Below are 22267 nucleotides of genomic sequence, written 5' to 3' on the forward strand. Positions count from 1 at the left end.
AGCGGGGGGTTACATATGGATGCAAAGATGAAGTTGCTGACATTGCTGCAGCAAATTGGAATGGCAGATGATCAAATGATCGTACATTTCGAGCAAGGAACGTTGGAACGGGTAGATATTCATCGTAAATCGAGAATGTGGCAATTTAATGTTGAGCTTGAAAAAACACTGCCCGTCAAAGTCTTTCAGTTATTCCAACAGAGGATGATAGAAGCCTTTACATCCATCGCTGCGGTGCGGATTCAAATATCAGTGCGAACAACAGAAGGAGATCCGGAACTGATCATCGGCTATTGGCCTTTTGTCTTGCAGGAAATGACGGATATGTCGCCTCCGATCCGCGAGAGGCTTGCCGGGCAAAAACCTGTACTCGTCGGCGGGAAAATGACATTGACTTGCATGAATGATTTTGAACAACAAACATTGAAAAATAAATACGGCCGCATTATTGCAGAGGTTTATGAATCTTTCGGTTTCCCATCGATGGCTATCGAATTTACGATTTCTGAGGAAGCGGAAAATAATGAAGAGGAAATACTTGCATTCATGGCGCAGAAACAGGCAGAAGAAGAAGCGTATGCCAAGAATGCCTTAGCCAACCTTCAAAAGATGGAAGCAATGAAGAAGGAGAACGGGGATATCGGCAACAGACCATTCGTGTTAGGAGTCCCGATCAAACCGGATGAACCGATCATCGGTATCCAGTCGATACAAGATGAAGAAAGACGCCTTACAATCGAAGGCTACGTTTTCGATGCGGAAGTAAGGGAATTGAGAAGCGGCCGGTCATTGCTCACAATAAAAGTTACGGATTACACAGATTCCATTCTCGTAAAAATGTTCTCTCGGGATAACGAAGATGCAGAGCTCATGAAAACATTGAAAAAAGGTGCATGGGTACGGGCGAGAGGCAGCATCCAGAACGATACATTCGTACGGGATCTCATCATGATGGCACAGGACATCATGGAAGTCACTCCTGTAATCAGAAAAGACAGTGCGCCTGAGGACCGTAAACGAATTGAATTGCATGCCCATACGACAATGAGTCAAATGGATGCAGTAACATCGGCATCGGCATTGGTCGCTCAGGCCGCGAAATGGGGGCATCCTGCAGTTGCAATCACCGACCATGCAAATGTCCAATCGTTTCCTGAAGCTTATTCTGCGGGCAAGAAACACGGCATAAAAGTGTTGTTCGGGTTAGAAGCGAACTTGGTAGATGATGGCGTGCCAATCGTCTTTGACGAGCAGCATCGGGAACTCGAAAACGATACATTTGTCGTATTTGACGTAGAAACGACAGGTCTGTCTGCGGTGTACGACACAATCATCGAGTTGGCTGCAGTAAAAGTCGTAAATGGTGAGCTTAAGGAAACCTTTGAAAGGTTCGCGAATCCTCATCATCCCTTATCTTCAACAACGATTGAACTTACTGGCATAACAGATGACATGGTGAAAGACGCTCCTGAAGTATCGGAAGTCATAAGGGACTTTAAGGATTTCATCGGAGATGCAATCCTAGTCGCTCATAACGCATCTTTTGATATGGGCTTCTTTTACGAAGCGAGCAAAAAGGCAGGTCTTCATGACAAGAACTATCCTGTCATTGATACACTTGAATTGGCACGTTTTCTCTATCCGGAAATGCGGAATCATAGATTGAACACCTTGGCGAAGAAATTCGATATTGAATTGACGCAGCATCACCGCGCAATTTACGATACCGAAGCGACAGCCTATCTGTTCATCCGTCTTATGAAAGAGGCGGCAACGGAAAAAGGAATCGAATACTTGGATGACTTCAATAAACATATAGGGGAAGGGGATGCCTACAAACGTTCGAGGCCATCCCACTGCACTTTGCTTGCAATGGATGACGAAGGCTTAAAGAATCTATTCAAACTCGTCTCTATATCCCATATGAACTACTTTTACAGAGTACCGCGCATTCCTCGTTCTTTATTGATGAAATACCGCAAGGGGCTTCTTGTCGGTTCAGGCTGCGACAAAGGTGAAGTCTTCGAGGGCCTGATGCAAAAATCGATGGAAGAAGTTGAAGAAATTGCAGGCTTCTATGACTACCTGGAACTGCAACCGAAACCTGCCTATTCTCACTTGATTGAATTGGAATTGGTCAGGGACGAATGGAATCTTGAAGATATAATGCGCAAGATGATCAAGCTTGGAAAAAAAGTGGGGCTTCCTGTATGTGCTACGGGGAATGTCCACTATATCGACGAGACGGACGCGACGTATCGTCAAGTTCTAGTCAGATCCCAAGGCGGAGCAAATCCGATGAACCGTCATTCATTGCCTGAAGTCCATTTCCGGACGACTGATGAAATGCTTGAGCACTTCTCGTTTTTGGGCAAGGAAGTCGCCGAAGAAATTGTCATTGATAATCCGCAGGCAGTGGCCGACCGTATCGGAGATGTGAAAGTGATCAAAGATGATTTGTATACACCGACAATCGTCGGTGCGGACGATGAGGTTCGGGAATTGACCTATTCGATGGCACGCCATATATACGGTGAGCAATTGCCTGAAATAATCGAAGCGCGGATCGAGAAAGAATTAAAGTCGATCATCGACAATGGCTTCGCGGTCATTTATCTCATCTCGCATAAGCTCGTCAAGAAATCATTGGATGATGGATATCTTGTCGGATCCCGTGGGTCGGTCGGCTCCTCCCTCGTTGCAACGATGATGGAAATCACGGAAGTGAATCCGATGCCTCCGCATTACGTTTGCCCATCTTGCAAGCTCTCTGAGTTCTTCGATGATGGTTCGGTCGGATCCGGATTCGACTTGCCGGACAAAGCGTGCCCGTCGTGCGGTACGATGTTCAAAAAAGATGGACAGGACATCCCGTTTGAAACATTCCTTGGTTTTAATGGAGATAAAGTTCCAGACATCGATTTGAATTTCAGCGGAGAATACCAGGCACATGCACATAATTATACAAAAGAGCTTTTCGGAGAAGACTATGTATATCGTGCCGGAACAATCGGAACTGTTGCCGAAAAGACGGCATACGGCTATGTCCGTGGGTATATGAACGACAATAATCTTCATTTGCGCGGGGCGGAAATTGACCGGCTCGTGCAAGGCTGTACAGGCGTTAAACGGAATACAGGTCAGCATCCGGGCGGAATCATCGTCGTCCCGGATAATATGGAGATCTTCGACTTCACACCGATCCAGTTCCCGGCAGACGATGCCGGATCAAGTTGGCGAACGACGCATTTCGACTTCCATTCAATCGATAATAACCTTTTGAAGCTGGACATCCTCGGACATGATGATCCGACGATGATCAAAATGCTTGAAGACCTTTCAGGAATCGATCCAAAAACAATTCCACCTGATGATGAAGGAGTCATGGCGCTGTTCAGCGGGACCTCGTCATTAGGGGTCACGGAAGAGCAGATCGATTGCAAAACGGGGACACTAGGTGTACCGGAATTCGGTACGCGCTTCGTTAGGCAAATGCTCGAGGAGACAAAACCGTCCACGTTTTCGGAGCTGATCCAAATTTCCGGGCTTTCCCATGGAACCGACGTGTGGCTTGGCAATGCCCAAGAGCTGATTCAAAATAAGATCTGCCAATTGTCCGATGTGATCGGCTGCCGTGATGATATTATGGTCTACTTGATTTACCAAGGGCTAGAGCCTGCAATGGCATTCAAGATAATGGAATCAGTGCGGAAAGGAAAAGGGCTGACCCCTGAATTCGAAGAGGCAATGAAGGCGAACCAAGTTCCCGGCTGGTATATCGATTCCTGTAAAAAGATAAAATACATGTTCCCGAAGGCGCACGCCGCTGCTTATGTTCTTATGGCGCTTCGTATCGCCTATTTCAAAGTGCATCATCCGATCATGTATTATGCTGCTTATTTCACTGTCCGCGCGACCGATTACGATCTTGCGACAATGACGAAAGGCAATGCGTCCATAAGGGCGAAAATCAAGGAAATCAACGATAAAGGATTAGAAGCATCGCCTAAAGAAAAGAACTTGCTTACCGTATTGGAGATTTCATTGGAAATGTGTGAGCGCGGATTTTCATTTGCTAAACCGGACCTGTATAAATCCGATGCCACAGAATTTCTTATCGATGGCAATCAATTGATCCCGCCTTTCGACGCGATTCCATCCCTGGGAACGAACGTTGCCAAAGGGATTGTTGAAGCCCGCAAGGATGGCATCTTCTTATCGAAGGAAGATCTGCAGCAACGAGGCAGAGTTTCGAAAACGGTCATTGAATATATGGATTCATTAGGGTGTCTGGAAGGTATGCCTGATACAAACCAGCTTTCACTTTTCTGATACAACTCTCAATTGGCAACGGCAAGCATTTGGCATCGTTTATACTCGTCTAGACTCCGGGCGCCAGAGGCTCGGGTCATAAGTCAAAGCTGCTCTGTGGCAAAAAACGCCACGGCGCATCTTCGCCTTATGCCTGAGGCCGGCAGGAAGCCGGTCATGCAGTCGTTGCCGCAGGACGCGGCGCACTTAGACTGCGGACCTTTGCTAGGCAGGCGCCCTTCGCTTTTGCAGATTGTTTGCAATGACACCCAGTAGATGGTACAATTGGAGCAACTTTTGCTATATGTCTTGCGAAAAAAGAGTGGGATTTCCCGCTCTTTTCTGTTGTTTATTCGTATAAGACAAGTTTCAATCAAATTTCGGGAGGGTTATGATGAGTAAAATTACAGAAGAAGTTGAAAAGCTCGTCAGTCCGATAGTGAATGACCTTACGTTGGAATTAGTTGATGTTGAATTTGTGAAGGAAGGAAGGGACTGGTTTTTACGGGTTTATATCGATACGCCGGAAGGGAATATCGATATCGAGCAGTGTGCACTCGTCAGCGAAAGGCTTAGCGAAGAACTGGACCGTACTGATCCAATCCCCCAGAACTATTTCCTTGAGGTTTCCTCACCCGGCGCCGAACGTCCGCTTAAAAGAGAAGAGGATTTTGTAAAAGCGATTGGGCAATATGTATTCATTAAGACGTATGAACCGATCAACGGAATGAAAGAGTTTGAAGGATACTTGCTTTCTTATGGTCCTGATGCTGCAGAAGTTGAAATCCGCATCAAGACACGGAAGTTGCAAGTCGTAATTGACAAGGAAAAAATTGCATTTGCACGACTAGCAATCGATTTTTCCGCATAATTGAATATAGGAGTGATTAATTATGAGTAGTGATCTACTCGATGCATTGACGGCACTTGAAAAGCAGAAAGGCATTTCAAGGGATGTCATTGTGGAAGCAATTGAGGCGGCACTTGTTACCGCATATAAAAGAAACTTTAACCAGGCGCAAAACGTGCGCGTCGATTTGAATTTGGAAAAAGGGACGATGAAAGTATATTCCCGTAAAGATGTCGTGGAAGAAGTGGAAGACGAGAGACTTCAAATCGCACTCGAAGACGCATTAGCCATCAACCCAGCCTACGAACTCGGAGATGTCGTCGAAGAAGAAGTGACGCCGCGTGACTTCGGACGCATTGCAGCACAAACTGCCAAGCAAGTTGTTACGCAGCGTGTTCGTGAAGCTGAACGTGGGCTGATTTATGATGAGTATGTGGATCGGGAAGACGACATCGTTAATGGGATCGTAGAGCGCCTGGACGCAAGGAATCTATATGTAGGGCTTGGGAAAGTGGAGGCCGTGCTGCCTTCGAGTGAACAGATCACTACAGAATCCTACAAACCTCATGACCGCATCAAGGTCTATATTACAAAAGTTGAGCGCACTTCAAGAGGGCCTCAAGTGTTTGTTTCCCGTACGCATCCAGGACTTCTGCGTCGGCTGTTCGAAATGGAAGTTCCGGAAATCTACGATGGAACAGTTGAAATCAAATCGATTGCCAGGGAAGCGGGTGACCGATCGAAAATTTCAGTTCATACGAACAATGAGGAAGTCGATCCCGTAGGTTCCTGCGTCGGATCCAGAGGTGCCCGGGTCCAATCCATTTCTAATGAATTGAACGGGGAAAAGGTCGATATCGTGGAATGGTCCGAGGACCCTGTCATCTTCGTGGCGAATGCATTGAGCCCATCCAAAGTGTTGGACGTGCAAGTGAATGAAGAAGACAGATCCACAACAGTTGTAGTGCCGGACTACCAGTTGTCGCTAGCGATTGGGAAACGTGGACAGAATGCCCGTTTGGCCGCCAAATTGACTGGATGGAAAATCGATATCAAAAGCGAAACGGATGCCCGTGAACTCGGCATCTATCCGTCTGCCACCGATCAAACGGCCGGAGAACGGCTATTTGAAGAGGATGTATATGCCGTTGCCGAAAATGGAAATGATGCATATAATGAGGATCCGTATTTAGATAATGAACCGGATGATGAATCCGATCTCGAAACAATCGATTTATATTCGGAAACAGACGAAGACAATTGAGTTGAAAGGATGACTGCCCATGACAAGCAAAAAGAAAATACCTTTGCGTAAATGTGCTGCGACAGGAGAGATGTTGCCGAAGAAGGAAATGATCCGCATTGTCCGCACTAAAGAAGGTGAAGTTTCGGTTGATCTGACAGGCAAAAAATCAGGACGTGGTACATATGTATCGAAAACTGAAAATGCTGTTGAAACTGCGAAACGCAATAGATCGATTGAAAGCCAGCTTGGAACATCGGTGCCTGAAGAAGTCTTTGATGATCTTCTGCATGCAATCCGTCGTGAGGCATTGAAATGAATCCTACAGCAATCTTTCAATTGTTAGGAATGGCTGCGAGGGCCCGGAAACTGATCACCGGCGAAGAGCTGGTCGTCAAAGAAGTGCGTTCGGGCAATGCTCGCTTAGTCATCGTTTCTGAAGATGCTTCAAAAAACACACAGAAAAAAGTGAACGATAAATGTAATTTCTACAACGTTGAGAAGCATGTGTTCGGGAGCCGGGAAGCTCTCGGCCATGCAATCGGAAAAGAGTCGCGGGTCGTACTCGCGTTAACGGATGCCGGCTTCGCCGGAAAATTATCCGGGCTCCTCAACGAATATAACCGGGGGTGGGCTAATGACGAAGATACGTGTACACGAATACGCGAAACAAGTGAATCGGACGAGTAAAGAAGTCATCGAAGAGCTTGGGAAAATGAATGTGAATGTAACAAACCATATGTCGATGCTTGATAGAGATGCGACATCAAAATTGGATCAACGCTTTGGTAAAGGCGGTTCTACTCCATCCGACAAGCCTCGAAATGGACAAAATGACCGGAAGCCAGCTGCAAATTCGCCACGTCCAACAGGCAATAGCCAGAACAACAAGCAACAGAGCGGCCAACGCCCAGGACAAAGCGCTCAAGGCGGCAACCGTCCGGCACAAGGCGGCCAACGTCAAGGACAAGGCGCTCAAGGCGGCAACCGTCCGGCACAAGGCGGCCAACGTCAAGGACAAGGCGCTCAAGGCGGCAACCGTCCGGCACAAGGAGGCCAACGTCAAGGACAGGGCGCTCAAGGCGGCAACCGTCCGGCACAAGGAGGCCAACATCAAGGACAAGGCGCTCAAGGCGGCAACCGTCCGGCATCCCAAGGCGGTCAGCGCCCAGGTCAAGGCGCTCAAGGCGGCAATCGTCCGTCATCCCAAGGCGGTCAACGTACCGGCCAAGGGGCGCAAGCAGGCAACCGTCCGTCGACTCAGGGCGGTCAACGTCCGGGACAAGGTGCTCAAGGCGGCAACCGCCCGGCTGGACGCGGCGGAAGACCACCTGCACGCGGCATTAACCAAGGGCGCAGGAGACATCGTCCGGCACCAATGCCGAAAGTGGAAAAGCCATTGCCGGAAAAAATCACCTTTTATGAATCACTTACAGTCGGTGAACTTGCGAACAAACTTGGCAGGGAACCATCTGAAATCATCAAAAAGCTATTTATGTTGGGCGTCATGGCGACGATCAACCAAGAGTTGGATAAAGATGCAATCGAGTTGATTTGTGCGGAATATGAAGTGGAAGTGGAAGAAGAAATCCGCATCGATGTGACGGATCTTGAAATTTACTTCGAGGAATCTGAGGAGACAGAAGCGGAATTGACAGAGCGTCCTCCTGTCGTAACAATCATGGGGCACGTTGACCATGGTAAAACGACGCTTCTCGATTCAATCCGTGATACGAAAGTGACTCAAGGGGAAGCTGGCGGAATCACACAGCATATCGGCGCCTATCAGATCAACGCTGATGGCAAGAAAATCACGTTCCTGGACACTCCTGGCCACGCAGCATTTACAACAATGCGGGCACGTGGAGCAAAAGTGACAGACATTACGATTCTTGTCGTTGCAGCTGATGACGGTGTCATGCCTCAAACGATTGAAGCGATCAACCACGCGAAAGCGGCTGAAGTGCCGATTATCGTAGCTGTAAACAAAATGGATAAACCAACTGCGAATCCTGACCGGGTCATGCAAGAGCTGACAGAGCATGGCTTATTAGCTGAAGCATGGGGCGGCGATACAATCTTCGTACCGATTTCCGCTTTAAAAGGTGAAGGAATCGATCAGCTATTAGAAATGGTCTTGTTGGTGGCGGAAGTCGCGGAATTGAAAGCAAGCAAGAATATCCGTGCAAAAGGTTCAGTCATCGAAGCACAATTGGACCGCGGAAGAGGTTCTGTCGCAACACTTCTCGTCCAGGATGGAACGCTTCGTGTAGGTGATCCAATCGTCGTTGGAAACACTTTCGGTAAGGTTCGTGCAATGATCAACGACCTTGGCCGCCGGGTGAAGGAAGCTGGTCCATCTACGCCGGTCGAAATTACAGGCCTTAGCGATGTACCGCAAGCGGGCGACCGTTTTGTCGTTTTCGAAGACGAAAAGACAGCCCGACAAATTGCCGAATCGCGCGCAGGCGATGCATTGCAGGAGCAACGCGGCGAGAAAACTCGTGTAACGCTCGATAACTTATTCGATCAGATGAAACAAGGGGAAATGAAGGAATTGAACCTTATCGTCAAAGCTGACGTTCAAGGAACAGTTGAAGCGATGGCAGCTTCCCTTATGAAGATCGAAGTTGAAGGTGTCAATGTCCGGATCATCCATACCGGAGCAGGCGCCATCAACGAATCGGATATTTCCTTAGCGGCAGCATCCAATGCAATCGTCATTGGTTTCAACGTCCGTCCGGATGTCAATGCTAAACGTGCGGCTGAAGCAGAAGGCGTCGATATCAGATTGCACCGTGTCATCTATAAGGTGATCGAGGAAATCGAATCCGCAATGAAAGGCTTGTTAGATCCTGAGTATGAAGAAAAAGTGATCGGTCAAGCTGAAGTACGTGAAACGTTCAAAGTTTCGAAGATCGGAACGATTGCAGGAAGCTATGTGACGGAAGGCAAAATCACCCGTGACGCAGGCGTACGTGTCCTACGTGATAATATTGTAATCTTCGAAGGCGAACTCGACACATTGAAAAGGTTCAAGGACGATGTGAAAGAAGTCGCAAGAGGCTATGAATGCGGAATTACCGTAAAGAACTTCAATGATATTAAAGAAGGCGACATCTTTGAAGCCTTCATCATGGAGGAAATTAAACGGGCATGATCGTCTATGCGGAATGCACATTCTTCATCCCTGACGTCCATTCGTTGAAAGGCAAACGATCCGTCTTGAAAAGAATGACAGATCGTGTGAAAAATGAATTCAACGTCTCCATCGCCGAAATCGATCATCAAGACTTGTGGCAAAGAACAACAATCGCTCTCGTTTCGGTTGCGTCCCTAAAAGAAGCTGCCGAAGGGGAGACGAGAAGAGCCATTCGCTTTTTGGAATCGAATCCGGAATGGGAAATGACAGAAATGATACTTGACTACTATTGATACGGAATCGGGGTGACCATCCATGTCTATGCGTGCGAATCGTGTTGCTGAACAGATGAAGAAAGAATTAGGTGGAATCATCGGCCAAAAATTGAAAGACCCTCGCATCGGCTTCGTCACTGTGACGGACGTTGAAGTGACAGGCGATCTTCAACAGGCGACAATTTTCATTTCAGTACTTGGAAATGAAGCAGAAAAAGAGGCGACTCTTGCCGGCCTGACGAAAGCAAAAGGGTTTATCCGTACGGAAATCGGGCAGCGGATCAGACTCAGGAAGACACCTGAGATCGAATTTGCATTTGATGATTCTGTCGCATACGGGAATCGTATCGAATCACTGCTTCGTCAAGTGAACAGTGAAGAAGAATGAATGAAATGGAGGAAGTCGGCGTCCAAATGGACTTTCCGGCTTCCTCCATTTTGCTTACTAAAGTTAAAATGAGGAGGATGTATATGGATGGAATTCTACCTTTATGGAAACAAAAAGGGATGACTTCGCATGATTGCGTATTCAAGCTCAGGAAAATCTTAGGCATGAAGAGAGTTGGGCATACCGGGACACTTGACCCGAACGTGGAAGGCGTCCTGCCGATATGTCTTGGACAAGCAACAAAAGTTGCGGAATATATCACTGATTCAGGAAAGGAGTATATTGCGACCGTTTCAATCGGCACTTCAACTGAAACGGAGGATGCAGAAGGCGCAATCGTCTCAGGGGACAATTCCTATAAAAAAATAAGCAGGGAAGCTATTCTTCAAGTACTTGAGCAGCTGACCGGCGAGATTGTTCAAATACCGCCGATGTATTCCGCTGTAAAAGTGAATGGCAAGAGGCTGTACGAATACGCAAGAAAAGGTATCGAAGTTGAAAGACCTGAACGAACAGTACATATATACGACATCGAATTGCTCGACGAACGGGAGTCGTTCGAGGGGGAAGAGATCCAGTTCGTAATCCGGATTGCATGCGGAAAAGGAACATATATCAGAACATTATCCGTACAAATCGGAGAGAAGCTTGGATACCCCGCACATATGGCGACTTTAGTCCGAACAGCTTCCGGAAACTTCCGTCAAGATGATTGTTTGACGCTAGAGGAAGTGGCTGAACGGAAAGCTCAAAGCACTCTCGGACAACATATCCGGCCGCTTGAAGAAGCGCTTGCCGAGTTTGAATTCGTCGAAATTGACGATGATTTATATGGTAAGATAATAAACGGACAAGTGTTACCGCAGCATCCTTCATTAGCAGTTAGGGAGGCCATCGTTTTTACGAAATTGGAAAAGGCGATTGCCATCTATTGCAAGCATCCGACAAAAGAAGGATTGATGAAACCTGATAAGATGTTTCCATTCAATCAGTAGGGGAGAATCTCATGGAAATTTACCATTTGCACTATCCATCTCAAACAACTATCGATGATAAAGGTCCTTTTTCGCTAGCCATCGGTTTTTTCGACGGCTTGCATAAAGGTCATCAAACAGTGATAAAAGAAGCGAAAGCCAAAGCGGAACAATTAGGAATCCGTTCCGCCGTTATGACGTTCGACCCTCATCCATCACACCTGTTTGGCAAGGGCAGAGAAAAAATCGGTTACATTACCAAGTATCCTGAAAAAACGCGTCTCTTGGAAGAAATGGGAATTGATGCCCTCTTTATTGTGGCATTTGACTGGGATCTTGCATCCCTTTCTCCGGAGAGATTCATTGAAATATTCATTAAAGACCTAGGAATCAAGCATGTCACCGCCGGATTCGACTTCACTTTCGGCTCAAAAGGCGTCGGCACGATGGAACAGATGGCGGCTCTATCGGAAGGTGAATATGGCACGACGATCATCGAAAAAGTGACCGATTCTGATGAAAAGATCTCATCCACCCGGATCCGCAAACATCTCTCCGAGGGGGACGTCGAAAAGACCGCTTCATTGCTCGGAAGACCGTTCAGAACAGTCGGTACTGTCATTGACGGTGAAAAGAGAGGCAGACTGCTTGGCTTTCCAACGGCAAACGTATCCATTGACGAAGATACAATCCTGCCTGCAAACGGGGTTTACGCTGTCCTATTCACCATTGATGGACAATCATATAAAGGCGTATGCAATGTCGGGGTAAAACCTACCTTCCACGACCCCGCTAAAGTGAAGACAAGCGTAGAAGTCCACGTTCTCGATTTCAATGCCGACTTGTACGGTAAAGAAGCAGCAGTCGACTGGATCGCCCGCATCCGCCCAGAACAAAAATTCAATTCAGTTGACGAACTGATTGAACAAATAGGGAAGGACAAGGAAACCGCCAAGCATTTACTAAACGAGATGAACTAATAAATAGTGATCCTAGCTACTTGGAGTGAAGGGCGGCGACTCCTGGGGGATTAGCAAGCGCCGTAACGTAGAACGGCGTTTGCGAGTAAAAGCGAAGCGTTACGAGCAATGTTTTCTGCGACCTTAAGGGAGCAGGAACCTAGTAGATCGGATGCCTTAATTTCTGCAAAAAGCGCAGAAATACGGCCAATCGAACTCTGCGTGGTTCGATTGGCTGAAGCCATGCCCCCGGAAAGCTTCCGCCCGGAACGGAAAGTAGCGGTTCAAACTGGACTTCTTAGTTGCATCCGTAATCCGCTCATGTTATGATAAATCAGTGCAACAGCACTAACCTTTCCTTGGCAATTCGAATCACCAACGTTTGCTCGGGATTTGGGGATATTTCATTATTAGGAGGTGAAAAGGATGGCTATTACACAAGAACGTAAACATGAATTGATCAACGAATTCAAAACTCATGAAAACGATACTGGATCTGCTAATGTACAGATCGCTATCCTTACTGAAGAGATCAACAATTTGAACGCTCACTTGAGCACTCATAAGAAAGACCACCACTCACGTCGTGGACTTTTAAAAATGATCGGTCGTCGTCGTAAGTTGCTTAAATACCTACGCGAAACTGAAGTTCAAAGTTACCGTGATCTTATTGCTAAACTCGGCCTTCGCCGTTAATAAGATGTATACGAAAAGCGGGCCTTGCCCGCTTTTTTTTATTGAATGATATTTTTCGCATATGTCCTTCTTTTTTGATACACTACTACGTAATACATACTTCGTATGCTATCCATGTTTGAAATTAGAGAGGGGTACCATAATGACAGAACAAAAAAAGGTTTATTCATTTGAATGGGCTGGGAGACCGTTAACGATTGAAACGGGCCAGCTTGCGAAACAAGCGAACGGCGCTGTGCTGATCAGATACGGAGATACAACAGTCCTATCTACAGCGACCGCTTCGAAAAAACCGAAAGCGCTTGATTTCTTCCCGCTGACAGTTAACTATGAGGAAAGACTCTATGCTGTAGGAAAGATCCCTGGCGGATTCATCAAACGTGAAGGACGTCCTTCAGAGAAGGCTGTATTAACAAGCCGTCTCATTGACCGCCCGATCCGCCCGTTGTTCGCGGATGGATTCCGAAATGACGTGCAAGTCATTTCACTCGTCATGTCAGTCGATCAAAATTGTTCTTCCGAAATGGCAGCTATGCTTGGATCATCACTCGCTTTGTCGATTTCCGACATACCGTTTGAAGGACCGATTGCAGGCGTACAAGTCGGCCGAATCGATGGACAATTCATCGTGAATCCGACTCCTGAACAATTGGAAGTGAGTGAACTTGACCTTGTTGTGGCTGGGACAAAAGATGCCATCAACATGGTTGAAGCAGGCGCGAAGGAAGTTGCCGAGGATATCATTCTCGAAGCAATCATGTTCGGTCATGAACAGATCATCCAGCTGATTGAACTCCAAGAGAAGATCATTGCTGAAGTAGGCAAGGAAAAGATGGAAATCACTTTATTCCAACTTGACGAAGATCTGTTGGCTGAGGTGAGGGACAAGTGTGAGAACGATCTGATCAATGCGATCCAGACGGAAGAGAAGCACGCTCGTGAAGAAGCGATTACTACTGTGAAAAATGAAGTGATGGAATACTATACAAATGAAGAGTCAGACGAAGAGACGATGAAGCAAGTGAAGAATATATTGGATCATCTTGTTAAAGAAGAAGTCCGCCGACTCATCACTGATGAAAAAGTCCGTCCTGATGGCCGTGGTTTGGATGAAATTCGTCCACTTTCCACTGAAGTAGGCATTTTGCCGCGTACACATGGTTCTGGATTGTTCACACGTGGACAAACTCAGGCGCTAAGCGTTTGTACATTAGGGGCTCTTGGTGAAGTTCAAATTATCGACGGTCTCGGACTTGAAGAATCGAAGAGATTCATGCATCACTACAACTTCCCGAACTTCAGCGTAGGGGAAACTGGCCCAATCCGTGGACCAGGCCGTCGTGAAATCGGTCACGGCGCTTTAGGTGAACGAGCACTGGAGGCAATCATTCCCGACGAGAAGGAGTTCCCATACACGATTCGCCTCGTAGCGGAAGTATTGGAGTCGAACGGTTCATCCTCCCAAGCATCAATCTGCGCCTCTACAATGGCAATGATGGATGCGGGCATCCCGATCAAAGCTCCAGTCGCGGGAATCGCAATGGGACTTGTGAAAAAAGGGGACAACTATTCCGTCCTTTCCGATATCCAAGGGATGGAAGACCATCTCGGCGACATGGACTTTAAAGTGGCTGGAACTGAAAAAGGAATTACAGCTTTGCAAATGGATATTAAAATCGAAGGACTATCCCGTCAAATTTTGGAAGAGTCATTAACTCAAGCGAAAATCGGACGGATGCACATCCTTGAACATATGATATCGACAATTTCCACGCCGCGTGAAGAACTTTCACAATATGCTCCGAAAATCATCATGATCCGTATCAATCCTGACAAGATCCGTGATGTCATCGGACCTGGCGGAAAAGTGATCAATAAAATCATTGAGGAAACGAATGTTAAAATCGACACTGAACAAGATGGAACGATTTACATCTCTTCTCCTGATTCGAACATGAATGAAAAAGCGAAGGCGATGATTGAAAACATTGTCCGTGAAGCAAAAGTCGGAGAGTATCATTTAGGAAAAGTGAAACGGATTGAGAAATTCGGTGCATTCCTAGAGATCTTCCCTGGTAAAGATGGACTTCTCCATATTTCTGAAATTCAGGAAGAGCGTACGAAGGCTGTTGAGGATGTATTGAAGATGGGCGATGAACTTCTAGTGAAAGTCATCGAGATCGACAATCAAGGTCGTGTAAACCTTTCCCGCAAAGTCGTTTTGAAAGAAGAGAAAGAAGCGGCTGAAAAAGGGAAGAACGAATAACTGATTAGCATACTATAATGGAAAGCCCCTCTTTACGATGGCGTGAAGATGGAGGCTTTTTATTCTTTTAAACGGGGGTAAAAAATTGATACAAAAAGAAATCAGCCATAACGGCATTAGAATCATCCATGAAAAGATGCCTTATGTTCGCTCATTGGCAATCGGCCTATTTATAAAAGCCGGTTCCATCAATGAGACGGAAAAGGAATGGGGGCTCTCCCACTTTATCGAACATATGCTGTTCAAAGGAACGAAAACGCGCACTGCAAAAATGATAGCGGAACAATTCGACGGGATGGGCGGGGATATAAACGCTTACACGTCCAAAGAGATGACTTGCTATTATACAACGGTGCTTGATCATCATGCAGAAGAAGCGCTGACAATTATGGCGGACATGTTTTTTAATTCGCGGTTCGATGAAGTAGACATGCAAAGGGAGAAATCCGTAATCTTGGATGAAATTGCATCAGTGGAAGATACACCTGATGATGATGTCGATGAACGTCTTTGGTCTGTCATGTATCCGAAGCATCCGATAGGAAAATCTATCGGCGGAGTAAAGGAAACGATTGAACGATTTGATAAGGGAATGATCGAGCGTTATATCTCAAAGCATTACACTGCTGATAATATCGTCATTTCAATTGCTGGAAATTATGATGATAAATTAATCGGTTTCATCGATAGCCTGTTCAATTCATACGCAACTGGCGGTAACATGACAGAAACGAATGAAGGATCATATCCTATTTTCCATAGCGGAAACACAATGAAATACAAAGAAATTGAACAGGCGCATATTTGCATCGGTTACCCCGGCTTGGCCCTTTCTGATGACAGGCTCCATGATCTGATTCTGCTGGATAGCATTGTCGGTGGCACGATGTCTTCCCGGATGTTCCAAAAGATACGGGAGGAGAAAGGGCTTGCTTATTCCGTGTACTCCTATTATTCATCCTACTTGGCAACGGGCTCATTCGTCATTTACGGGGGTACCGGACCTGAACATTTGGAGGAGATGGTATCCACGATGGATCAGCTCATTGGTGAAATTGTATCGGATGGGGTTACGGAGAAGGAATTGCATAATGCGAAGGAGCAATTGAAAGGCAGCTTCCTGCTTGGCCTTGAAAGTTCGGAATCGAGAATGCACCGGAATGGAAAGAACGAACTGATTTTATCAGAGCATAAGACAATTGAAGAAGTTGTCGAACTAATCGACAATGTGAAGCTCAACAATGTTAATCGAATCGCATGTGAAACGTTTGCCCATGACCGAGCGATTTCAATTATCGCACCTAAAAATCGGTGAAGGAATCACATTGTAGGAATGTGCAGCTTTGCCTCCCCTGAATCATATGATAAGTCAGGACAATTAGAAGGGGGCAAGGATATGCTGCTATCTGAAATGGCGCAAAAAGAGCTTATTCAAGTAGAGGAAGGCATCCGCTATGGATTTCTTGCAGATACGGATTTAATCTTCAATCGAAAAACGGGAGAGATCATCGGCTTCGAAGTGAAAAAGAAATATGGCCGATTCCCATTCCGCAACAAAGAGCAGGAGACTTCGGAATTCATCCCTTGGAGTGAAATCGTATTAATTGGAGAACATCGCATCCTATTTGGAAAAACTTATAGTCTGGGGGAATTTGACATTGACGATAATTGACGGAAAGTGGTTATTCATTGGAACGGACCTTAGATTATCAGAATGCAGCCGAATAATGGGGGAGAAGGGCTATGATGTGTTCCATTATAACGGAAACAGTTATTCGGCACGGTTAGCTTGCATCCTTGATGAATTCTCGCCTGATCATATCGTATTTCCAATTCTGCAAATGGAAGGTGCCATTCCGGTTGATAAAATTAATAAATCGGCAGTCCTTTATCCGGGAGTAGCTGCTAGTGATTGGCTCGCTCCTTTTTCGGAAGCAGGTTTCACCATCCGTCCGTATTTGAAGGAAGTGGAATTCGTCTGGGAAAATGCAGTTTTGACAGCTGAGGGATTCCTGCTTGAATACTATCCTTCTTCAAAACGACGTATTTCAGGTGAACACTTCTATATCGCCGGATTCGGCAAAGTCGGAAAAATGACTGCGGCGGTCCTGGCTTCGCTTGGAGCCTCTATAACCGTAGTCGCGCGTTCTGTGGAGCAGCTTGGCGAAGCGGCAGCAATCGGCTACCGCACAATGCACTTGCCGACCGGAGCGATGGGGGTAAAAGGGATCCTCGTAAACACGATACCCGCGAAATGGCTAGAAGTCGAGGTGGATTCAACATTGCGCATATATGATTTAGCATCTGCGCCCGGATGCCTAAAGGACAATTCCCCGGATGAATACTATACAATACACCTCGGATTGCCGGGAAAACACTTTCCCACGGATGCAGCTACGGCTTTGTCCAAAGCGTTGCTGAGGATGAATAGTAGATGAAAGGGGAAAAAAATGCTACAGGGGAAAAGAATAGGGCTTGGTATTACGGCTTCCCATTGTACGTATGACCAAATATTACCCGTTATTAGCGATTTGCAAGAAGCTGGGGCAACAGTCGTCCCTGTCATTACGCATTCCGTGCTCACAGCTGCGACACGGTTCGGTACAGGCGAGGAATGGATCGCGAGAATCGAAGAAGCAACAGGCGAAAAAGTCATCTCCACAATAGTAGGAGCTGAGCCATTCGGTCCAAGTTCCCCAGTCGATTGCATGATCATTGCGCCGATGACTGGAAACTCCATCAGTAAATTTGCCAATGCCGCAACGGATTCACCAGTATTGATGGCTGCGAAAGCCACCTTGCGGAATGGAAGCCCGGTGCTGCTCGGTATTTCAACAAATGACGCATTAGGATTGAATGGCCCTAACATCATGAAGTTATTGAACATGAAGAATGTATATTTCATTCCATTCGGTCAAGATGATCCTTTCAATAAGCCGAACTCATTAATCTCCGATTTTACATTAATGGTCCCCGCCGCGGCGGCCGCCCTCGAACACCAACAATTACAACCACTGTTAATTATTCATAAATAAAAGTAAAGTTACAAAGCAGAAAACTTCCTAATATGATATACTTTCTCAAATGAACTCTTATAGGACGCAGGATATGGTTTTATTGATGCAAAAGATTAAATTGTCTTCATTTGCATTAATAATCTATACACTGTATATATATCCAGAGGTCCTAAAATGAAAGGGAGATTGAGATGAATAGAGAAAATTTGAATGTGGCAATTGTTGGGGCAACTGGAGCAGTGGGAACGAAAATCCTTGAAAAGCTTTTAGAACGGAATTTCCCAGTTAAATCGATTAAATTACTAGCTTCTAAGCGTTCGGCAGGACTGGAGATTGCTGCCGGCGGTCAAACATATATCGTCGAAGAAACGGTTCCAGAATCTTTTGAAGGCGTCGATATTGCGTTTTTCAGTGCAGGAGGTTCCATCTCTCAAAGGTTTGCGCCTGAAGCGGTAAAACGTGGTGCGGTCGTCATTGATAATACAAGCGCATTCAGGATGGATGAAAACATTCCGCTCGTCGTGCCTGAAGTGAATCCGCATACATTGAAAAACCATTCAGGAATCATTGCGAACCCGAACTGTTCCACGATTCAAATGGTTGCGGCGCTTCAGCCGGTCAAGGAAAAATTCGGTATCAACCGAATTATCGTATCGACGTATCAGGCAGTTTCAGGTGCGGGTGCCGAAGCGATCGATGAACTTGAACTGCAAAGTACGCAAATTACGGACCGTGCAAACATCAAAGCGGAATTGCTTCCAAGCGCTTCTGCGGAACGCCATTATCCGATCGCATTCAACGCCATTCCGCAAATCGATGCTTTTGATGAATCGGGGTATACGTTAGAGGAATTAAAAATGATGAACGAAACGAAAAAGATCTTCGGCGACCAACAGATGGCTGTGACTGCCACATGCGTCCGGCTGCCTGTTGTTACAGGGCATTCGGAATCCGTGTATATAGAAACGGATGACGAAAATGCTACTGTTGCCGACATCCGTTCAGCAATGGAAAATGCGCCGGGTGTTATCATCCAGGATGATCCGTCTTCACAATTGTATCCGATGCCATTATTCGCTGAAGGGAAAGATGAGATCTTCGTCGGCCGCATCCGGAAAGATCCGAAACACCCTGCCGGCTTCCATATGTGGATCGTTTCTGATAATTTGTTGAAAGGTGCCGCGCTGAATTCGGTTCAAATTGCTGAGGAATTAATTAAAAACTGAGTGAAACGGTTGTTCCATGCCATTAGCAGGCACAGGAAGACCGATGCAATTGCTTCACCATAAAGCCATGAAAAGGAATGGTCAGATTGGAACTTGGACAAATAGGAACAGCGATGGTCACTCCTTTTTCTAAGTCTGGAGCAATCGATTTTGACTTGACGGAACAGCTGATCGAGCATTTGATCGCAACGGGGACGGATTCCTTAATCGTCTGTGGTACTACGGGGGAATCTCCCACGTTAAATCATCAAGAGAAATCGGAACTATTCAAATATGCAATTGAAATCGTCGGAAAAAGGATTCCCGTCATTGCAGGAACAGGAACCTTCAATACCGCGGAAACGATCAAGTTGACAAAACAGGCAGATGAGCTTGGTGCAGACGGAATCATGCTCGTGACCCCCTATTATAATAAGCCTGACCAAAAGGGGATTGTCACACATTTTACCCATATTGCAAAAGAGACGGACCTTCCTATTCTTCTCTATAACATCCCTGGAAGAGCCGCGGTCAATATGGAGGCGGAAACCGTCATTGAATTATCCAAAATAAAAAATATCCGGGCTGTGAAGGAAGCGAGCGGCAGCCTCGATCAAATGTCCGATATCATATCCGGAACGGATAAAACATTCAAAGTTTACAGTGGAGATGATGCATTGACATTGCCGTTGTTATCCATAGGCGGAGATGGAGTCATTTCGGTCGCTTCGCATCTCGTAGGAGCTGAAATGCAACAAATGATCAATGCCTTCAGAGCTGGTAATACGACCAAGGCTGCAACGATGCATAGAACCTTGCTGCCTCTATTCCATGCTGTGTTTTCTGCACCGAATCCTGTCCCTGTCAAATATGCCCTTAACAAGTTGGGGATTGAAACGGGCGGCGTGCGCATGCCGTTGACTGCTTTCGGAAAAGACTCCGCTGCCTTCGACGAAGTATGGGATAAATTCAAAAAAAACGAGTTTGTTTTTCAATAAAGCAAAGCCGGTAGCAATCACCGGCTTTTTTTGTTTGTGTAGTAGGGTCATTCTCACGTATAATGAAACTTAGTCGTTGTGGACGGGTTACCATCAAACAAGAAACAACAGTTATCATTGAAAATTGACAGTTGGAATTTCACTAAGAAGTATAGGCGCCCATAGTAAAATCGCCAGAAAAACATACATAGACGGTTCATGATCCAACACCAGTCTTTTTCAAAAAATGTATAGGAGGAAACAATGTGGCAAAAACAAAAAATGAAGTTATAAAAGTAATCCCCTTGGGAGGAGTCGGGGAAATCGGAAAAGCGATGTACGTTGTCGAAATCGATGACGAACTATTCATCGTCGACGCGGGACTCATGTTCCCTGAAGGCGAAATGCTTGGCATTGACATCGTCATTCCGGACCTGACATATATCGAGGAAAATAAAGATCGGGTTAAAGGGATTTTCCTGACGCATGGACATGAAGATGCAATCGGATCTATCGCCTATCTTCTACAAAAAGTTCAAGCTCCAGTATACGGCTCAAAGCTGACGCTCGCACTCGCCAAAGAGCATTTGAAAGAGATGCCGGCACCAGCAGGCGTGAAATTCTTTGAAGTGTCGAATAAAAGCAGGATGAATTTCAAAAAGACCTATGTAACGTTCTTCCATACGACGCATAGCATTCCTGATTCGCTTGGCATTGTATTCCATACGAGCGAAGGCGCAATCGTCCATACGGGAGAATTCAAATTCGATCAATCAGCAAAAGGGAAGTATCGTCCCGATTTCGCAAAAATGGCAGCTCTCGGCGAAGAAGGAGTCTTCATTCTGATGTCCGATTCAAATGAAGCGGAACGACCAGGCTACACAACATCCGAAACTGTAATTGAAGACCGGTTGTCAAATACTTTCCATGGTGCGGAAGGGCGTATTCTCGTTGCGTTGTACGCATCCAATTTCATTCGAATTCAACAGGTCTTCGATAAAGCACTGGAAACAGGCAAGAAAGTCGCTGTCGTAGGCAAGAGCCTGGAAAGCTATTTTGAAGTCGGGATGCGGTTAGGGTATTTGCAAATTGACGAAGAAACGGTCATATCCGTAAAAGATATCGGTAAGTATTCCGATGATCAAATCGTAATCATTTTAACGGGCAATCAAGGTGAACCGCTTGACGCGCTTGAAAAGATCGTCCGCAAACACCATAAGGATATTAAAATCAAAGAGACTGATACAGTCCTCATTACCTTCACACCATCCCCTAGCATGGAAGTGTCCATGTATCAGATGGCGAATGAGTTGGCGAAAGCCGGGGCAAACGTCCTCACTGCCTCGAAGAATGTCCACGTATCCGGACACGGCAGCCAGGAAGATTTAAAAATGATGTTGAATTTGATGCGTCCGAAGTATTTCATTCCAATCCAAGGCGAATATAAAATGCTGATTGCGCATTCTAAGCTTGCACAACAGGTAGGGTTGCAAAAATCCCAGATCTTCATTGCGGATAAAGGGGATATCGTTGAATATAAAAACGACAAAATGAGAATGAGCGGCCGAGTCCAAGCAGGAAATATTCTCATTGACGGGATTGGGGTCGGAGATGTCGGCAATATCGTTTTGCGGGACAGGAAGTTGTTGTCGCAAGATGGCATATTCACTGTAGTGATAACGTTAAGCCGCAGACAGAAGAGAATTGCTGCAGGTCCCGAAATCGTCTCCCGTGGCTTCGTCTATGTAAGAGAGTCCGAGGAACTGCTCGAAGAGGCGAGGAACCTTGTAAGGAAGATTGTGGAAAAGTATGTGAATAAAGATACGTTCGAATGGACAAACATAAAGCAAGAGATCCGCGATACACTAAGCTCCTATTTATTCCAACAGACGAAAAGAAGACCGATGATCATTCCAATCATCATGGAGTATTGAATTAGTCTGTACGGTATAAAGACGGAGATA

Annotated in this window: 19 protein-coding genes; all 19 read left to right on the top strand. The window is 46.1% G+C overall.

Translation table 11 applies throughout. The features are described 5' to 3' along the window. Nucleotides 1-15 precede the first annotated feature (15 nt). Nucleotides 16-4332 (top strand): PolC-type DNA polymerase III, encoded by a 4317-nt coding sequence (locus M3193_RS01825; RefSeq protein ID WP_251624037.1) that lies wholly within the window; start codon nt 16-18, stop codon nt 4330-4332. 373 nt (nt 4333-4705) lie between these two features. Then, entirely contained in the window at nt 4706-5182 is a 477-nt protein-coding gene (rimP, locus tag M3193_RS01830; protein ID WP_251624039.1) for a ribosome maturation factor RimP, read from the top strand. A 22-nt stretch (nt 5183-5204) separates the two neighbouring features. Next, nucleotides 5205-6425, top strand: coding sequence for a transcription termination factor NusA (gene nusA, locus M3193_RS01835; RefSeq protein WP_251624041.1), 1221 nt, complete (start codon nt 5205-5207; stop codon nt 6423-6425). A 19-nt stretch (nt 6426-6444) separates the two neighbouring features. Continuing rightward, entirely contained in the window at nt 6445-6723 is a 279-nt protein-coding gene (gene rnpM / locus M3193_RS01840; RefSeq protein WP_251624042.1) for an RNase P modulator RnpM, read from the top strand. Beyond that, nucleotides 6720-7094: a YlxQ family RNA-binding protein gene (locus M3193_RS01845; RefSeq protein ID WP_251624043.1), complete on the top strand. Its 375-nt coding sequence runs from the start codon at nt 6720-6722 to the stop codon at nt 7092-7094. The genes rnpM and M3193_RS01845 overlap by 4 nt, the downstream gene beginning before the upstream one ends. Then, nucleotides 7042-9564: a translation initiation factor IF-2 gene (infB, locus tag M3193_RS01850; protein ID WP_251624044.1), complete on the top strand. Its 2523-nt coding sequence runs from the start codon at nt 7042-7044 to the stop codon at nt 9562-9564. The genes M3193_RS01845 and infB overlap by 53 nt, the downstream gene beginning before the upstream one ends. Beyond that, nucleotides 9561-9839: a DUF503 domain-containing protein gene (locus M3193_RS01855; RefSeq protein WP_251624045.1), complete on the top strand. Its 279-nt coding sequence runs from the start codon at nt 9561-9563 to the stop codon at nt 9837-9839. Before infB ends, M3193_RS01855 begins: the two co-directional genes overlap by 4 nt. A 22-nt stretch (nt 9840-9861) precedes the next feature. Further along, on the top strand, nt 9862-10209 hold the full coding sequence (gene rbfA / locus M3193_RS01860) for a 30S ribosome-binding factor RbfA (RefSeq protein WP_251624046.1): 348 nt from the start codon (nt 9862-9864) through the stop codon (nt 10207-10209). 83 nt (nt 10210-10292) lie between these two features. After that, complete coding sequence (gene truB / locus M3193_RS01865; protein WP_251624047.1) at nt 10293-11204, top strand: tRNA pseudouridine(55) synthase TruB; 912 nt, start codon at nt 10293-10295, stop codon at nt 11202-11204. Between the two features lie 11 nt (nt 11205-11215). Then, nucleotides 11216-12163 (top strand): bifunctional riboflavin kinase/FAD synthetase, encoded by a 948-nt coding sequence (locus M3193_RS01870; protein WP_251624049.1) that lies wholly within the window; start codon nt 11216-11218, stop codon nt 12161-12163. Between the two features lie 405 nt (nt 12164-12568). Then, entirely contained in the window at nt 12569-12838 is a 270-nt protein-coding gene (gene rpsO / locus M3193_RS01875) for a 30S ribosomal protein S15 (protein ID WP_251624051.1), read from the top strand. Between the two features lie 142 nt (nt 12839-12980). Next, entirely contained in the window at nt 12981-15104 is a 2124-nt protein-coding gene (pnp, locus tag M3193_RS01880; RefSeq protein WP_251624053.1) for a polyribonucleotide nucleotidyltransferase, read from the top strand. An 85-nt stretch (nt 15105-15189) separates the two neighbouring features. Further along, nucleotides 15190-16419 (top strand): M16 family metallopeptidase, encoded by a 1230-nt coding sequence (locus M3193_RS01885; RefSeq protein WP_251624056.1) that lies wholly within the window; start codon nt 15190-15192, stop codon nt 16417-16419. A gap of 81 nt (nt 16420-16500) precedes the next feature. Next, nucleotides 16501-16776 carry a YlmC/YmxH family sporulation protein gene (locus M3193_RS01890; protein ID WP_251624057.1) on the top strand — a complete coding sequence of 92 codons (276 nt, stop codon included), beginning with the start codon at nt 16501-16503 and terminating at the stop codon, nt 16774-16776. Further along, nucleotides 16763-17542 (top strand): hypothetical protein, encoded by a 780-nt coding sequence (locus tag M3193_RS01895; RefSeq protein ID WP_251624060.1) that lies wholly within the window; start codon nt 16763-16765, stop codon nt 17540-17542. The genes M3193_RS01890 and M3193_RS01895 overlap by 14 nt, the downstream gene beginning before the upstream one ends. Before the next feature lie 12 nt (nt 17543-17554). Next, entirely contained in the window at nt 17555-18139 is a 585-nt protein-coding gene (locus tag M3193_RS01900; protein WP_251624062.1) for a dipicolinate synthase subunit B, read from the top strand. Between the two features lie 173 nt (nt 18140-18312). Next, complete coding sequence (locus M3193_RS01905) at nt 18313-19347, top strand: aspartate-semialdehyde dehydrogenase (protein WP_251624065.1); 1035 nt, start codon at nt 18313-18315, stop codon at nt 19345-19347. Between the two features lie 86 nt (nt 19348-19433). Next, nucleotides 19434-20324 carry a 4-hydroxy-tetrahydrodipicolinate synthase gene (gene dapA, locus M3193_RS01910; RefSeq protein ID WP_251624067.1) on the top strand — a complete coding sequence of 297 codons (891 nt, stop codon included), beginning with the start codon at nt 19434-19436 and terminating at the stop codon, nt 20322-20324. A 245-nt stretch (nt 20325-20569) separates the two neighbouring features. Next, a complete protein-coding gene (locus M3193_RS01915; RefSeq protein ID WP_251624069.1) occupies nt 20570-22237 on the top strand; it encodes a ribonuclease J in 1668 nt (555 codons plus the stop codon). Nucleotides 22238-22267 lie beyond the last annotated feature (30 nt).

Source organism: Sporosarcina luteola (genome assembly GCF_023715585.1).
Lineage (GTDB): Bacteria > Bacillota > Bacilli > Bacillales_A > Planococcaceae > Sporosarcina > Sporosarcina luteola_D.

Bases quoted from the DNA above. Each gene is read 5' to 3' on its own strand.
- M3193_RS01825 (WP_251624037.1), top strand. From the start codon at position 16: ATGGATGCAAAGATGAAGTTGCTGACATTGCTGCAGCAAATTGGAATG.
- rimP (WP_251624039.1), top strand. From the start codon at position 4,706: ATGAGTAAAATTACAGAAGAAGTTGAAAAGCTCGTCAGTCCGATAGTG.
- nusA (WP_251624041.1), top strand. From the start codon at position 5,205: ATGAGTAGTGATCTACTCGATGCATTGACGGCACTTGAAAAGCAGAAA.
- rnpM (WP_251624042.1), top strand. From the start codon at position 6,445: ATGACAAGCAAAAAGAAAATACCTTTGCGTAAATGTGCTGCGACAGGA.
- M3193_RS01845 (WP_251624043.1), top strand. From the start codon at position 6,720: ATGAATCCTACAGCAATCTTTCAATTGTTAGGAATGGCTGCGAGGGCC.
- infB (WP_251624044.1), top strand. From the start codon at position 7,042: ATGACGAAGATACGTGTACACGAATACGCGAAACAAGTGAATCGGACG.
- M3193_RS01855 (WP_251624045.1), top strand. From the start codon at position 9,561: ATGATCGTCTATGCGGAATGCACATTCTTCATCCCTGACGTCCATTCG.
- rbfA (WP_251624046.1), top strand. From the start codon at position 9,862: ATGTCTATGCGTGCGAATCGTGTTGCTGAACAGATGAAGAAAGAATTA.
- truB (WP_251624047.1), top strand. From the start codon at position 10,293: ATGGATGGAATTCTACCTTTATGGAAACAAAAAGGGATGACTTCGCAT.
- M3193_RS01870 (WP_251624049.1), top strand. From the start codon at position 11,216: ATGGAAATTTACCATTTGCACTATCCATCTCAAACAACTATCGATGAT.
- rpsO (WP_251624051.1), top strand. From the start codon at position 12,569: ATGGCTATTACACAAGAACGTAAACATGAATTGATCAACGAATTCAAA.
- pnp (WP_251624053.1), top strand. From the start codon at position 12,981: ATGACAGAACAAAAAAAGGTTTATTCATTTGAATGGGCTGGGAGACCG.
- M3193_RS01890 (WP_251624057.1), top strand. From the start codon at position 16,501: ATGCTGCTATCTGAAATGGCGCAAAAAGAGCTTATTCAAGTAGAGGAA.
- M3193_RS01900 (WP_251624062.1), top strand. From the start codon at position 17,555: ATGCTACAGGGGAAAAGAATAGGGCTTGGTATTACGGCTTCCCATTGT.
- M3193_RS01905 (WP_251624065.1), top strand. From the start codon at position 18,313: ATGAATAGAGAAAATTTGAATGTGGCAATTGTTGGGGCAACTGGAGCA.